This is a genomic window from Pseudomonas sp. B14(2022) (assembly GCF_012030485.1).
In the GTDB taxonomy this organism is placed as follows: Bacteria; Pseudomonadota; Gammaproteobacteria; order Pseudomonadales; family Pseudomonadaceae; genus Aquipseudomonas.
Window position 1 is genome coordinate 81,537 of record NZ_JAAUVM010000014.1, and the last position, 14,072, is coordinate 95,608.

At 61.6% G+C, this 14,072-nt stretch carries 12 protein-coding genes; 1 reads left to right on the plus strand and 11 read right to left on the minus strand.

What is annotated here, in order from left to right; translation table 11 throughout:
* Positions 1 to 3: 3 nt before the first annotated feature.
* Together HCF10_RS20080 and HCF10_RS20085 are read right to left on the minus strand one after the other, a co-directional pair.
* Complete coding sequence (locus tag HCF10_RS20080) at positions 4 to 162, minus strand: YqaE/Pmp3 family membrane protein (protein ID WP_010207008.1); 159 nt, start codon at positions 160 to 162, stop codon at positions 4 to 6.
* A gap of 181 nt (positions 163 to 343) precedes the next feature.
* Entirely contained in the window at positions 344 to 1,612 is a 1,269-nt protein-coding gene (locus HCF10_RS20085; protein ID WP_167656251.1) for an aminotransferase class III-fold pyridoxal phosphate-dependent enzyme, read from the minus strand.
* 209 nt (positions 1,613 to 1,821) lie between these two features.
* On the opposite strand from HCF10_RS20085, the gene HCF10_RS20090 reads away from it, so the two are divergent.
* A complete protein-coding gene (locus tag HCF10_RS20090; RefSeq protein ID WP_131699108.1) occupies positions 1,822 to 2,721 on the plus strand; it encodes a LysR family transcriptional regulator in 900 nt (299 codons plus the stop codon).
* 240 nt (positions 2,722 to 2,961) lie between these two features.
* Here HCF10_RS20090 and HCF10_RS20095 read toward each other — a convergent pair whose 3' ends face one another.
* From HCF10_RS20095 to bioF, 9 genes are all read right to left on the minus strand, one after another.
* Positions 2,962 to 4,740, minus strand: a complete 1,779-nt coding sequence (locus HCF10_RS20095) for an acyl-CoA dehydrogenase C-terminal domain-containing protein (protein ID WP_131699107.1) — start codon at positions 4,738 to 4,740, stop codon at positions 2,962 to 2,964.
* Between the two features lie 122 nt (positions 4,741 to 4,862).
* A complete protein-coding gene (locus HCF10_RS20100) occupies positions 4,863 to 6,632 on the minus strand; it encodes an acyl-CoA dehydrogenase C-terminal domain-containing protein (protein ID WP_167656252.1) in 1,770 nt (589 codons plus the stop codon).
* Positions 6,633 to 6,722: 90 nt separating this feature from the next.
* Positions 6,723 to 8,012 carry a GGDEF domain-containing protein gene (locus HCF10_RS20105; protein WP_131699105.1) on the minus strand — a complete coding sequence of 430 codons (1,290 nt, stop codon included), beginning with the start codon at positions 8,010 to 8,012 and terminating at the stop codon, positions 6,723 to 6,725.
* Positions 8,013 to 8,215: 203 nt separating this feature from the next.
* Complete coding sequence (locus HCF10_RS20110) at positions 8,216 to 10,021, minus strand: phenylacyl-CoA dehydrogenase (RefSeq protein WP_131699104.1); 1,806 nt, start codon at positions 10,019 to 10,021, stop codon at positions 8,216 to 8,218.
* A 253-nt stretch (positions 10,022 to 10,274) separates the two neighbouring features.
* Complete coding sequence (locus tag HCF10_RS20115; RefSeq protein WP_053131056.1) at positions 10,275 to 10,556, minus strand: hypothetical protein; 282 nt, start codon at positions 10,554 to 10,556, stop codon at positions 10,275 to 10,277.
* A 106-nt stretch (positions 10,557 to 10,662) separates the two neighbouring features.
* Entirely contained in the window at positions 10,663 to 11,343 is a 681-nt protein-coding gene (gene bioD / locus HCF10_RS20120; RefSeq protein ID WP_131699103.1) for a dethiobiotin synthase, read from the minus strand.
* Positions 11,340 to 12,152 (minus strand): malonyl-ACP O-methyltransferase BioC, encoded by an 813-nt coding sequence (bioC, locus tag HCF10_RS20125; RefSeq protein ID WP_167656253.1) that lies wholly within the window; start codon positions 12,150 to 12,152, stop codon positions 11,340 to 11,342. Before bioC ends, bioD begins: the two co-directional genes overlap by 4 nt.
* On the minus strand, positions 12,145 to 12,876 hold the full coding sequence (locus HCF10_RS20130; RefSeq protein WP_167656254.1) for an alpha/beta fold hydrolase: 732 nt from the start codon (positions 12,874 to 12,876) through the stop codon (positions 12,145 to 12,147). Before HCF10_RS20130 ends, bioC begins: the two co-directional genes overlap by 8 nt.
* On the minus strand, positions 12,869 to 14,050 hold the full coding sequence (gene bioF / locus HCF10_RS20135; protein WP_131699100.1) for an 8-amino-7-oxononanoate synthase: 1,182 nt from the start codon (positions 14,048 to 14,050) through the stop codon (positions 12,869 to 12,871). Before bioF ends, HCF10_RS20130 begins: the two co-directional genes overlap by 8 nt.
* Positions 14,051 to 14,072 lie beyond the last annotated feature (22 nt).

Here is a 14,072-nt window from a genome sequence, read left to right on the forward strand (position 1 = left end):
CCATCAGCGTTTGGCGATGATGTACACGGCGTGAATGATGCCCGGGAAGTAACCGCACAACGTCAGCAGAATATTCAGCCAGAACGCGCCGGCGAAACCCACTTGCAGGAACACACCCAGTGGCGGCAGCAGGATGGCGATGATGATACGAATGATGTCCATGGGTCAGCTCCAGAAAATCGGCTCGTGTGAGCCGTGTAGCTAATCGACCTTGGGCGTTCGTGAGGGTTCAGTGGGATCTGGCACCAGGCCATCCTTTAATGGCCAGACAAAAAAACGCCCCCAGCCGAAAAAATCAGGCTGGAGGCGCCGCGTATACCGCGAGACGGTTCAGGAATGTGGGTTAAACGGCGATGCCCTTGCGGCACTGCAACTGGGCGGTGCGCACCCGGGAAAAAGCGCGAGCCAGGCGCAGGAGCATTTCGTCGATGTTGCTTTTGCTCACCGTAAGCGCCGGGGTGAAGCGCAGGCAGTCAGGTTGCGGGGCGTTGAGGATCAGGCCTTCGTGCAGGGCGGCGTTTACCACTGCATCTGCAGAATCATCCGACAACGTCAGGCCCCACATCAGGCCGTGGCCACGTAATGGGCCCTGATCGTAGCGGTAGCCCAGGCGGGCAAGGCCTTCGCTCAGGTAAAGGCCGGATTCACGTACGTGTTCCAGGAAGCCATGCTCCAGCACCGTATCGAGCACCGCCAGCCCGGCCGACGCCATCAGCGCGTTGCCATGATGGGTGCCTTCCAACTCACCCACTTCGAAGCAACAGGCGTTGCCGCGCGCCAGCAGGGCTGCCAACGGCACGCCTCCGCCCAGGCCTTTGCCGAGGGTGATGATGTCGGCCCGCACGCCGTACTGCTGTTCGGCAAGCAAGGTGCCGCAACGACCGAGGCCGGTTTGTACCTCATCGAGGATCAGCAGGATCCCCAGTTCGCGGCACAGCCGTTCAACCCCCTTGAGGTAATGTTCCGTCGCGGGGATCACGCCGGCTTCGCTCTGGACCGGCTCCAGCAGGATGGCGACTGTCTGTGCATCGACCGCCGCATGCAGGGCCGGCAGATCGTTGAACGGCACATGGCTGAAGCCGGGCAATTGCGGTTCAAAGCGGTTTTCCAGATTGCCGGCCGACGCCGCCAGTGCGGCGAAACTGCGCCCATGGCAACCATTGCTCGCGCTGATAATGCGGTGGGCCCCGCCGCGATGCAGTTGGCCCCACTTGCGCGCCAGCTTGATCGCCGCTTCGCAGGCCTCGGCGCCACTGTTGAGCAGGTAGGCCTGGTCGCTGCCGGTACGATGGCACAGGCGGTCGACAAGATTGAGTTGAGCGCGGTTATGCAGACCCATGCCCGGATTGATCAGGGCCTGGGTCTGCTCGGCGAGGGCTTTGATCAAGACCTGCGGGCTGTGGCCGAGGCTGTTGGCGGCGTTGCCCTGGCTGAAATCCAGGTAGGCACGGTCGTCGCTGTCCCACAGCCAGGAGCCCTGGCCACGTACGAAAACCTGAGGCGGCCTCGCCACGGTGGGCATGAGCGCCTCGCTGGACAGCGTATCGGGTGAAGCCTCCAGAACCAGGTCGTCCAGGCTGGGCACGGGACGACGTATATTGAAGAGATTCACAGCTTCCCCCCGATGGCAACCGGGCCTTGGTCGGTTTCTCCTGCAATCATTGTCTGCGGGTGTGTTGCCTTGCCTATGTAAACGTCATCAACATAAACACTGTTCATTGCCCGATCCGGCCCTGTAAGCCCTGCGAATAGGCGCTAGACTAGGCGCCTCGGGGGCCATCGGCCATTTCGATTTTCCAGCTTTTTCGATAAGTAAGTCTTATGGATTTCAAGCAACTGCGTTATTTCGTCGCGGTGTATGAAGAAGGCCATGTGGGCCGTGCCGCTGAACGCCTGTCGATCTCTCAGCCGGCGCTCTCACAACAGATCCGCCAGTTGGAGCGCAACCTCGATGTGAGCCTGTTCGAACGCAGCAGCAAACGCCTGCTGCCCACCCTGGCCGCCCATACGCTGTACAACCATGCCTTGCCGCTGATCGATGGCATGCAGCAAGCCATCGAAGCCTTGCGTAACTTCAAGGGTCAGGCCATGCGCACCCTGGCCATCGGCGTGCTGCAAACCGTGCACACCAGCCTGGTCCCGCAAATGCTCGAGCGCGTGCGCAAGGCCCAGCCGCACCTGGTGGTGCAGATCTACGAATTGACCGGGCTTGAGATTGAACGGCGATTGCTTAACGGCTCGCTGGACATCGGCATCAGCTACCTGCCGCCACGCCAGCCGGGGCTGCACGGCGTGTTGCTGTATGAGGATGAGCTGAAGGTGGTCATCCCGGAAGATCATCCGCTGCGCGAATTCAAGAAAGTCTCGCTGAAGCAGGCGGCCGAGTTGCCGATGTTGCTGTTGGGGGAGGAGTTTCAAGTCAGGCAGATCTGGCAAGGCCAGCTCGCAAACCTTGGGCGACGGCCCCAGGTTCAGGCGGAGCTCAATACCATGGTGGGGATTCTCGACAGCTTGCCTAACACCCAATTGGCAACGGTGCTGCCGGGGCGCTCTCAGGACGAGCACAACAGCCAAATGCTGCTGTGGAAACCCTTGAGCGAACCGAGGGTGCCGCTGAAAGTCGGGCTGGTCTGCCGCGATGTACAACGCCAACAGGCGACGGTGGCACTGTTACGCACGTTGCTGGAAGACGTGATGAATGCGCCGCCGGCCCTGGCTTGAAATTCGGCGCCTGACTTTTTCGCTGGCAAAAGAAAACCCCGCCGAAGCGGGGCTTTGCAGACTGTTTCCCTGACATCCATTTCACTCCGCCATCCTGGCAGAATCCTACGTGTCCGTGTTGTTGCTTTGCGCTTCCTGCGCGACGTCCATGTGAAGTAGATTATCTGTGGATCCAATTTGGCGATAGAGGACGATTAGCAGTACGTCATGTAAGAGAATGCTTACACGCCCTCCAAGCCCTTAGAACAGTGCCTCATCCAGCAAAAACAGGGATTCGCTACCGGCTTTTACCGACGCACTCAGCGAGTGAATACGTGGCAACAGACGCGCAAAGTAGAAGCGCGCGGTGCCCAGCTTGCTGGCGTAGAAGTCTTCCTCCGTCTCCTTGCCCCACGCGGCCTTGGCCATACGCGCCCACATATAGGCGTAGGCCATGTAACCAAATGCATGCAAATACTCCACCGAGGCTGCGCCGATCTCGTTCGGGTTGGTCTTGGCGCGATCCAGCACCCAGGCGGTCAACTCGTCCAGGTTATCCACCGCCGCGCTCAGCGGTTGGCTGAACTCAGCCAGTTCGGGCCCCGCCGAGGCGATGAACTGGCGAATCTCGTCGGCGAACAAGGTGTAGAACGCACCGCCGCTGCCGACGATCTTGCGCCCCATCAAGTCCAGTGCCTGAATGCCGTTGGTGCCTTCGTAGATCTGGGTGATGCGTACATCACGCACCAGTTGCTCCTGGCCCCACTCACGAATGTAACCGTGGCCGCCAAACACTTGCTGGCCGAGCACGGTGGTTTCCAGGCCCAGATCGCTGAGGAACGCCTTGGCCACCGGCGTCAGCAACGCCACCAGGTTATCGGCCCGCTCGCGGGCAGCGGCATCTTCACTGAACTTGGCGATGTCCAGCTGCGTCGCCACGTAGGTGGAGAACGCGCGACCGCCTTCGTTCGCGGCTTTCATGGTCAACAGCATACGGCGCACATCGGGGTGGACGATGATCGGGTCGGCCACCTTGTCTTTGGCCTGGGCACCGGTCGGCGAGCGGCTTTGCAGGCGGTCGCGGGCATATTCAATCGCGTTCTGGTAGGAGCGCTCGCCGGACGCCAGGCCCTGGATACCCACGCCAAGACGCTCGTAGTTCATCATGGTGAACATCGCCGCCAACCCACGGTTAGGCTCGCCCACCAGATAGCCCACGGCTTCGTCGAAGTTCATCACGCAGGTGGCGGACGCCTGGATACCCATCTTGTGTTCGATGGAGCCGCAGCTCACCGGGTTACGCGCGCCCAGGCTGCCGTCGGCGTTGACCATGAACTTCGGCACCAGGAACAGCGAAATCCCCTTGGGACCGGCCGGTGCGTCCGGCAGTTTAGCCAGCACCAGGTGAATGATGTTCTCGGTGAGGTCGTGTTCACCGCCAGTGATAAAGATCTTGGTCCCGCTGATCGTGTAGGAACCGTCTGCCTGCGGCTCGGCCTTGGTGCGGATAATCCCCAGGTCGGTACCGGCGTGTGCTTCCGTCAGGCACATGGAGCCGGCCCACTCACCGGAATACATCTTCGGCAGGTAGGTGGCCTTGAGCTCTTCACTGGCGTGAGTGTTGATCGACACACAGGCGCCGGAGGTCAGCATCGGGTACAGGCCGAACGCAAGGCTCGACGAGTTGATCATCTCTTCAACCTGGGCCGATACAGCCTTGGGCATGCCCATGCCGCCAAACACGGGGTCACCGCCTACGCCGACCCAGCCACCTTCAGCGTAGGTTTTGTAGGCCTGTGGATAACCATCCGGAGTAAACACCGCCGTATTATCCCAGCGGCAGCCCTGCTCATCGCCACCGCGGCTGAGCGGGGCGATGGATTTGGCGGTGACCTTGCCGGCTTCTTCGAGGATGGCCTCTACGGTTTCGGCGTCAACGCTGTCTGCCAATGCCGGCAATTGGGCCCAAGTGGTGGCGACCTCAAAGACTTCGTTGAGGACGAAGCGCATATCACGCAGCGGCGCTTTGTAATCAGCCATGGCAAACCTCGTGAGAACGTGAAAAGTGATTCGATAGGATCGGTTTTACAGGCTCCGAGTGTACCCGAACAACTTTTCAGACACATAGGGTCCACTTGTGACTGGCTGGTATTTTTAAGTCATCACAGCGCAAACGACTCCGCAGGCAGACTCATCAGGCATTCGCTGCCCGCTTCCACGGCGGCGCGATGGGTTGCGGTACGTGGCAGCAGGCGCTTGAAGTAGAAGTCGCAGGTGGCCAGCTTGGCCTTGGCGAAGTCTGTGTCATCGTGCGCCAGCGCTGCAATGGCCATCCGCAGCCACAAGTAGGCGAGGATGATGTAACCGCTGTACATCAAGTAATCCACAGCCGCCGCGCCCACTTCATCAGGGTTTTTCATGGCCGCCATACCGACCTGGGTGGTCAGCTCGCCCCATTCCTGATTCAGTTGATTGAGCTGCACCACATAACCCTTGAGCTGCGCATGTTCGGCATTCGCCGCGCAAAACTTATGCACAATCCTGGTAAAGCCGCGCAGCAACTTGCCCTGGCTGCCCAACACCTTGCGCCCCAGCAGGTCGAGGGCCTGGATGCCGTTGGTGCCTTCGTAGATCGGCGCAATCCGCGCATCGCGTGCCAGTTGCTCCATGCCCCACTCACGAATGTAGCCATGGCCGCCGAATATCTGCATGCCGTGGTTGGTCACCTCCAGCCCGGTGTCGGTCATAAAGGCTTTGCAGATTGGGGTAAGGAAGGCCAACAGGTCTTCGGCCTCCTGGCGCTGGTCGGCGTCGCTGCTCAGGTGCGCGGTGTCGAGCAACTGTGCAGTGAAATAGGTCAGTGCGCGGTTGCCTTCGTTGAAGGCTTTCATGGTCAGCAGCATACGGCGCACATCGGGGTGCACGATGATCGGGTCGGCGGCTTTCTCCGGGGCCTTGGCGCCGGTCAGCGCGCGCATCTGCAGGCGATCGTTGGCGTACTTGATCGCGCCCTGGAAGCTCGCTTCGCCATTGCACAGGCCCTGCATGCCGGTACCCAGGCGGGCGTGGTTCATCATGGTGAACATGCAGTTGAGGCCTTTGTTCGCCTCGCCAATCAAAAAGCCCTTGGAGCCGTCGAAGTTGAGCACACAGGTAGCCGAGGCCTTGATGCCCATCTTGTGCTCGATGGAGCCACAGTGCACTGCGTTGCGCTCTGCCGAATCCGTATGGAACTTGGGCACGATAAACAGCGAGATACCTTTGGTGCCCGCCGGCGCATCCGGCAGCTTGGCCAGCACCAGGTGGATGATATTGGCGCTCATGTCGTGTTCACCGGCCGAGATGAAGATCTTGCTGCCGGTGATCGCATAGCTGCCATCCGCCTGGGGCACGGCGCGGGTCTTGATCAGCCCCAGGTCGGTGCCGCAATGGGCTTCGGTCAGACACATGGTGCCGGTCCATTCGCCGGCGGTGAGTTTGCTCAGGAACGTGGCCTTCTGCTCTTCGGTGCCGTGGGCGTGGATCGCCGACATGGCGCCGTGGGTCAGGCCCGGATACATGCCCCACGAGGTGTTGCTGGAGCCGATCATCTCGCTGAGCACCAAGCCCAACGATTGCGGCAGGCCCTGGCCACCGTAGGCCGGGTCTGCCGCCACACCGTGCCAGCCGCCCTCGACGTACTGGGCGAAGGCTTCCTTGAAGCCCTTGGGGGTGGTCACCACGCCATTGTCGAAATGGCAGCCCTCTTCATCACCACTGCGGTTGAGTGGCGAAAGCACGTTCTCGCAGAATTTCGCGCCTTCTTCCAGGATTGCACTGACCATGTCCGGGCTGGCGTCCGTGGCGCCCAGGGCAGCGTAGTGGCCGTGGAAATCAAACACGTTGTCGATCAGAAAGCGCATGTCGCGCAGGGGAGCTTTGTACTCAGGCATGGCGATGTCTCCGGCAGCAGATCCTTTCAACCTACTGCCGGCCGGCGCCCCGGACAATCATTGTAGAACCGCTGAATACACCGCCATCACTCAACCGGCAGCGCTCTGCATGCGCACCGCGCCACGGCGGGTCTGCCCGGCCGCAACCACACAGTTACGCCCCGCGCCCTTGGCGGCGTACAGCGCCTGGTCGGCGGACTTGAGCACTTCTTCCGCCGTACGCTGGTCGATCTGGCGTTCGGCCACGCCGATGCTGACCGTCACCGACACACTCGACGCGCCGCTGCCCGCCCGGCGTTGACGGCCTTGTTGATCGTCCTGGGGCCGGTCCGAGTTGCGCAGCTTGATGTCGTAGTTGGCGACGATCTCGCGGATTTCCTCCAGGTGCGGCATGCACTCATCCAGGGTCTTGCCGGCAAACACCACAGCGAATTCTTCACCGCCGTAGCGGTAGGCACGCCCACCACCATTGACCTTGGACAGCTTGCTCGCCACCAGGCGCAGCACCTGGTCGCCCACATCGTGACCATGGGTGTCATTGAAGCGCTTGAAGTGATCGACGTCGGTCATTGCCAGCACATAGTTGCGCCCCAGCCGCTGCATGCGTTCATTCAAGGCACGGCGCCCCGGCAGGCCGGTCAGTTCATCGCGGAACGCCATTTGATAAGCCTCGTGGGCCACACCGGCGGCGATCATCAGCATGACCTGGCTGCACATGATATTCAGCGTGAACGGCAGGATGAAGGTCTGCGGCAACATCCAGAACATCCCCAGCAAACCCACCAGCTGCGCTGCATGCAACGGGCGCGGCTGGTACCAGTACTGCGCCGCCAGGGTGAGGAAGCCGATCAGGAACATCGGGTATGACAGCTGGATCAGGCTCATCCAGGTCCCATGCAGGGCGGGCCAGCGGATCTCCGCCAGCCAGTTCAGCAGTGCCTGGGGATAACTTTGCTCCAGAGCCAGCGCCACGCTGCCAATTGCCAGCAGCACCGCACAACGGGCGACGAAGTCGCGGAACAGATGGGTCTTCTCCTGCCACAGCGCGTAGATGCTGAACAGCAGCGGCAATAACAGGCAACACAGGTGAAACACCACGGCCGCGTCTTCGCGCACGCGGCCATTGTCGCGGTAGTAGTCAGTCTGGGTATCGAGCAGGAAATAGGCGATGTACACCGTGATCATCAGGAACAATTCACGCTGACGGCGATACACCGCGCAGTACGAACCGCCCAGCAACAGCACCAGGGTCGGCAACACATTGAACAGTGAAGTGAAGAAGACGCTGAGGTCCTTGACGTACGCAGCCGAGAGCCCGGCCAACAGCAGCAGTAACGAAGGGAGAAAGTGACTGAAACGTAAAGCAGACACGCGTGACAAGGGTAAAACTCCGACCCGCAAAAGTAGTGGCACTGTGCCTTGATGCGGACAGTTAAGCACAACCCGCCCGTTGTGTATCACATTGCCATCACTGTAACGGCAGCCGGAAGCAATCCCTGAGCGCTGTACTGTGTTTTTTATCCCCCAATGAAAAAACCGCCGCTCCCAAGGGAAGCGACGGTTTCAGATGAACCCGGTAAGGCTTAGTAAGCCAGGCCGAAGTCTTCTTCTTTCATGTCCATCAGGTTATTGGCGCCCGACAGCATGGTGGCCACGTGGGTACGGGTACGCGGCAGGATGCGCTGGAAGTAGAAGCGCGCAGTTTGCAGCTTGGCGGTGTAGAACGCTTCTTCGCTGGTACCGGCAGCCAGTTTTTCGGCCGCCAGGCGTGCCATGTCGGCCCAGAAGTAAGCCAGGCACGCGTAACCGGAGTACATCAGGTAGTCCACCGAGGCAGCACCCACTTCTTCACGGTCCTTCATCGCAGCCATGCCGACCTTCATGGTCAACTCGCCCCACTCTTTGTTCAGTGCAGCCAGCGGCGTCACGAATTCCTTGACCGCTTCGTTGCCTTCGTTGGCCTGGCAGAACTTGTGCACGATCTTGGTGAAGCCCTTGAGCGCTTCGCCCTGGGTCATCAGCACTTTACGGCCGAGCAGGTCCAGCGCCTGGATGCCGGTGGTGCCTTCGTACAACATGGAGATGCGGCTGTCGCGAACGTTCTGCTCCATGCCCCACTCGGCGATAAAGCCGTGGCCGCCATAGATCTGCACGCCGTGGTTGGCCGATTCAAAACCGACTTCGGTCATGAACGCCTTGGCAATCGGGGTCATGAATGCCAGCAGGCCGTCGGCCTGTTTCTTGGCCTCGTCGTCGGTGCCGTACTTGACGATGTCCACTTGCTTGGCGGTGAAGTACACCATCGCACGGTTACCTTCGGCGAAGGCTTTCATGGTCAGCAGCATGCGGCGCACGTCGGGGTGCACGATGATCGGGTCAGCGGCCTTTTCCGGCGCTTTCGGGCCAGTCAGGGAGCGCATTTGCAGGCGATCGCGGGCGTATTTCAGGCCGCCCTGGAAGCCGATCTCGGCGTGGGCCAGGCCTTGCAGCGCAGTGCCCAGACGAGCGGTGTTCATAAAGGTGAACATGCAGTTCAGGCCTTTGTTCGCCGGGCCGATCAGGAAACCGGTGGCCGCGTCGAAGTTCATCACGCACGTGGCGTTACCGTGGATACCCATCTTGTGTTCCAGGGAACCACAGCTCACTGCGTTGCGCGCACCGATCGAACCATCGGCTTCAGGCAGGAATTTCGGCACGATAAACAGCGAGATGCCTTTGGTACCGGCCGGTGCGTCCGGCAGGCGGGCCAGCACGATGTGGACGATGTTGTCGGCCATGTCGTGTTCACCGGCCGAGATGAAGATCTTGGTGCCGGAGACTTTGTAGGAACCGTCGGCCTGAGGCTCGGCCTTGGTGCGCAGCATGCCCAGGTCGGTACCGCAGTGTGGCTCGGTCAGGCACATGGTGCCGGTCCATTCGCCCGACACCAGCTTGGTCAGGTAAGCCTCTTGCTGCTCGGGGGTGCCGTGCTCGGAGATGGTGTTCATCGCACCATGGGAAAGGCCCGGGTACATGCCCCACGACCAGTTGGCTTCGCCGACCATTTCGCTCACGGCCAGGCCCAGGGATTCCGGCAGGCCTTGGCCGCCGTGCTCCACGTCGTGGGCCAGGCTTGGCCAGCCGCCTTCGACGAATTGTTTGTAGGCTTCTTTGAAACCAGCAGGGGTTTTAACGCCAGACTCACTCCAGGTGCACCCTTCGATGTCACCCACGCGGTTCAACGGTGCCAGCACTTGCTCACAAAACTTGGCGCCTTCTTCGAGAATGGCGTCAACCATGTCCGGGGTAGCGTCCTGGCAAGCCGGCAGGCTCTGATAGTGCGCTTCATAGCCGAGCAGTTCGTCACGAACGAAGCGAATATCACGCAAGGGGGCCTTGTAGTCAGGCATAGCGATAAACCTCTGCTGATGTATCTGGAATGAACAACCGCGTGGATGTGTTGTGGCGGTCAAACAGGTGTTTGAAACATACGTTTACGACCTGGGGATGTCAAGCGTCGTCCAGACACCGTTTGTCATGACGCGGGTCAATGCCAGGCAGGGCGAGGCCTGCGGCGGGATGCCACAAGGTGTTCAGAAGAAAATGGAGGATTGCGCAAGACTGACCAGCCCCCAGAAAGAAGCCGGTCGTACGCAAGAGGGGTTAAGCGAAGGTGTCGATCAAGGTGCCAAGCATTTCGTCCGAAGCCTTGGCGACCTTGGCGCCCAACTCCACTTGAAACTTGCCTTGGGCCATTTCGACCATATTGCTCGCCGAATTCGTCGGCTGGGCGCGGTCATTGGCTTGCAGCCGGTCGCTCTGTGCGTCCGACGGCTGAGTGGTCGCGGTGCTGGCAATTCTGCCGGCGGCCTGGTCGACACGGCTCTGCCCGGCCTGAATAGTGCTCAGCCCCGAGTAAAACGCGCTGCTGCCAGAGATTTCCATGGCTTTAACCTGCCTTTAGAGAATCGTGAAGTTGAATTGAAGCAGACATCCTGGCAAAAAGCCCGTCAAAAACACTAATGGCATAATGCCTTGTCGATAGCCAGAATCAGTCAAGCAGGTCCAGTTGCAGGTGCTCAGCCACCGCTTCGGCGCTGGCGTGCTTGAGCTTGGGCACTCGGCCCAGGCACGGCGCGGGCAAGCGTTCGGCCAGGGTTGCGAGGTTTTCTTCCAGACGAGAGGTCTTGGGGTCGATGATATTCGCCACCCAACCGACCAAGGGCAAACCGTCCCGTGCGATGGCTTCGGCGGTGAGCAAGGCATGGCTGATGCAACCCAGGCGCACGCCCACCACCAGGATCACCGGCAGTTGCAGCGCTATGGCCAGGTCCGACAGGTTGTCCTGGTCGGCCAGCGGTACGCGCCAGCCGCCTGCGCCTTCGATTAGGGTGAAATCCGCTTGTCGCGCCAGGATCTGCTGCATGGGTTTCAACAACGACTGCACCGTCAGCGCGACGCCGGCCTCTCGCGCAGCCAGGTGCGGGGCGATGGCGGGTTCGAACGCCACCGGGTTGACCTCGGCATAACTCAACGGCAATGAACACTCGGCCAGCAAGGCCAGGGCATCGGCGTTGCGCAAGCCCTTGGGCGTAACTGCGCAACCGGAAGCCACGGGTTTTCCAGCCGCGGTGCTTTTGCCGGCAAGCCGCGCGGCGTGCAACAGGCCCGCGGCGATGGTGGTCTTGCCGACATCCGTGTCGGTGCCGGTGATGAAATAAGCGGCGCTCATAGGGGCTTCTCCAGGACGGCGTACACCACTTGATAAGTGGCAGGCAGTCCCTCGGCCTGACGGAACTGCTCGTAGGCGTCTACCAGTGCAGCAATCCGCGCACGGCCCGTCAACCCTCCCGGGCGGCCCGGATTGAGATTGTGCGCCCCCAGCGCCTTGAGCTCATGGGTCAGGCTGCGCACATCCGGGTAATGCAGCACATGGGGGCGCCGCTCCAGGCTGAGCACGCGCAAACCACTGGCCGCGCACAATTGCTGGTACGCCTCGAAGGTGCGAAATCGGTTGACGTGCACCAGGCCATCCGCCGCCCGCCAGCTTTCGCGCAGCTCATCCAGCGTCCCGACGCACAAACTGGCGAACGCCAGCACGCCACCCGGTTGCAGCACGCGATAGGCCTCGCTGAGCACCGCCTCGAAGTTCGCACACCATTGCACCGCCAGGCTGGAGAAGATCAGCCCGCAGCTGCCATCCTTCAAAGGCAGACGCTCGGCATCGCCCGCGATGAAATACTCAGCACCGCCCAAAGGCCGTGCGTGATCGAGCATGCCTTCGGCAATATCCACCGCCACACCTTGGCTCGCTGGCAACAACTCACCCAGCACGCGGCTGAAATAACCCGTACCGCACCCCATATCCAGCCAACGTCGTGGCGCACACGCTGATGGCAGACGGGACAGCAGCTCATGCCCCACCGCTCGCTGCAACTCGGCGACACTGTCGTAACTGGCCGCCGCACGGGAAAACGATGCCGCCACCTGGCGCTTGTCCGGCAAGGCGCCCGGCAGTGGGGGAAGGGATAAATCAGTCATCAACGCACTCATGCAAAAAAGCCTGGATGGCCCCCGCTACACCGTGGGGGTCTTCCAGAAGAAAAGCGTGACCAGCCTGTTCAATCAGGCCGATTTCCACATCAGGCAGCAGCGCCAGCAGGTCGCTGGCGGCTTCGGCGGGCACCAATCCGTCCATGCCGGCGAACAGATGCAACTGTGGGCCACGATAGGCCAGCAAGGCGTCGCGGGTATCCAGCTGGGCCAGCAGTTCCAGTCCGGGCATCAACACACTGGACGCTGAATTCGGCGCGCCACTGACCAGCAGGCGCGACAGCCCGCGCGGGTCTTCGGCGCCTTTGGCGCACAACAGGCCGAAGCGCTTGAGGGTGACTTGGGAATCGGCATGACAACCGGCCAGGAACGCATCGAAGGTCTCGGCGGGCATCGCATTCGGCCAGCCTTCGTGGGCGACAAAACACGGGTTGCTCGCCAGGGTCAGCAAACCGCAGCAACGCTCGCCGCGCCGCGCCGCCAGTTCGGCAGCGAGCATGCCGCCCAAGGACCAGCCGCCGAGCCAGGCGTTGTCAGGCAGGGTGGCGTCGAGTTCGTCGAGCCATTCATGGAGGTCGCTGGAATCGAGCGCCGGCAACGGCTCGATCTGCACCTGCAGGTGTTCGTCCAGGCCACGCAAGGCGGCGGCCAATGGCTCCAGCGGCGATACGCCGAGGCCCCAGCCGGGCAGCAAGATCAGTCGATCACGCATGGTCGGGCTCCGTGGCACCAGACAAGCGGAAACACTCTTCCAATGCGTTTAACAATAGCTGTACCTGCGCTTCGCTGTGGGCGGCCGTCAGTGTCACGCGCAAACGCGCGCTGCCGGCAGGTACGGTGGGCGGGCGGATCGCGGTGACCATCAGGCCGCGCTCACGCAGCAGCTGCGACAGGCGCATGGCTTTGGCACTGTCGCCGATCAGAATCGGCTGGATCGGTGTAAAGCTGTCCATCAAGTCCAGGCCAAGCTGCTCGGCGCCCTGGCGGAACTGACGAATCAAGCGGTCGAGGTGCTCGCGCCGCCAATGCTCGGTGCGTAGCAGCTCCAGGCTTTTCAGAGTGGCGCAGGCCAGCGCCGGCGGTTGGCTGGTGGTGTAGATATACGGCCGGGCAAACTGGATCAGGCTTTCGATCAAATCCTCACTGCCCGCGACAAACGCCCCGGCCGTGCCGAACGCTTTGCCCAGGGTGCCCACGAGTACCGGCACGTCGTCCTGACTCAAGCCGAAATGCTCGACGATCCCGCCGCCATTAGCGCCGAGCGGGCCAAAGCCGTGGGCATCATCCACCATCAACCAGGCGCCTTTGGCCTTGGCTGCACGGGCCAATGCCGGCAGGTCGGCCAAGTCGCCGTCCATGCTGAACACACCATCGGTGACCACCAGCGTATTGCCGATGGCTTTCTCCAGGCGCTTGGCCAGGCTGGTCGCGTCGTTGTGCAGGTAGCGATTGAAGCGCGCACCGGAGAGCAAACCGGCATCCAGCAGCGAGGCATGGTTGAGACGATCTTCCAGCACCGTATCGCCCTGCCCCACCAACGCCGTGACCGCACCGAGGTTGGCCATATAGCCGGTGGTAAACAACAGCGCCCGCGGGCGGCCGGTGAGGTCGGCCAGCGCCTCTTCCAGTTCATGGTGCGGCGTGGCGTGGCCCACCACCAAGTGCGAGGCACCGCCGCCCACGCCCCAGCGGGACGCCCCGGCGCGCCAGGCCTCGATCACTTGCGGGTGATTGGCCAGGCCTAGGTAATCGTTATTACAGAATGCCAGGAGGGGTTGACCGTCAACCACCACTTCCGGGCCTTGAGGGCTCTGGAGCAGCGGGCGTTGACGGTAAAGGTGTTCGGCACGGCGGGCAGCGAGGCGCGCGGAAAGATCAAAAGACATGCAGGCCTCGGGGTGGCAGGTG

Coding starts and splice junctions, on each gene's coding strand:
- HCF10_RS20100 (WP_167656252.1), bottom strand. CDS start 6,632: ATGCCTGAGTACAAAGCTCCCCTGCGCGACATGCGCTTTCTGATCGAC.
- bioC (WP_167656253.1), bottom strand. CDS start 12,152: ATGACTGATTTATCCCTTCCCCCACTGCCGGGCGCCTTGCCGGACAAG.
- HCF10_RS20090 (WP_131699108.1), top strand. CDS start 1,822: ATGGATTTCAAGCAACTGCGTTATTTCGTCGCGGTGTATGAAGAAGGC.
- HCF10_RS20115 (WP_053131056.1), bottom strand. CDS start 10,556: ATGGAAATCTCTGGCAGCAGCGCGTTTTACTCGGGGCTGAGCACTATT.
- HCF10_RS20080 (WP_010207008.1), bottom strand. CDS start 162: ATGGACATCATTCGTATCATCATCGCCATCCTGCTGCCGCCACTGGGT.
- bioF (WP_131699100.1), bottom strand. CDS start 14,050: ATGTCTTTTGATCTTTCCGCGCGCCTCGCTGCCCGCCGTGCCGAACAC.
- HCF10_RS20110 (WP_131699104.1), bottom strand. CDS start 10,021: ATGCCTGACTACAAGGCCCCCTTGCGTGATATTCGCTTCGTTCGTGAC.
- bioD (WP_131699103.1), bottom strand. CDS start 11,343: ATGAGCGCCGCTTATTTCATCACCGGCACCGACACGGATGTCGGCAAG.
- HCF10_RS20095 (WP_131699107.1), bottom strand. CDS start 4,740: ATGGCTGATTACAAAGCGCCGCTGCGTGATATGCGCTTCGTCCTCAAC.
- HCF10_RS20130 (WP_167656254.1), bottom strand. CDS start 12,876: ATGCGTGATCGACTGATCTTGCTGCCCGGCTGGGGCCTCGGCGTATCG.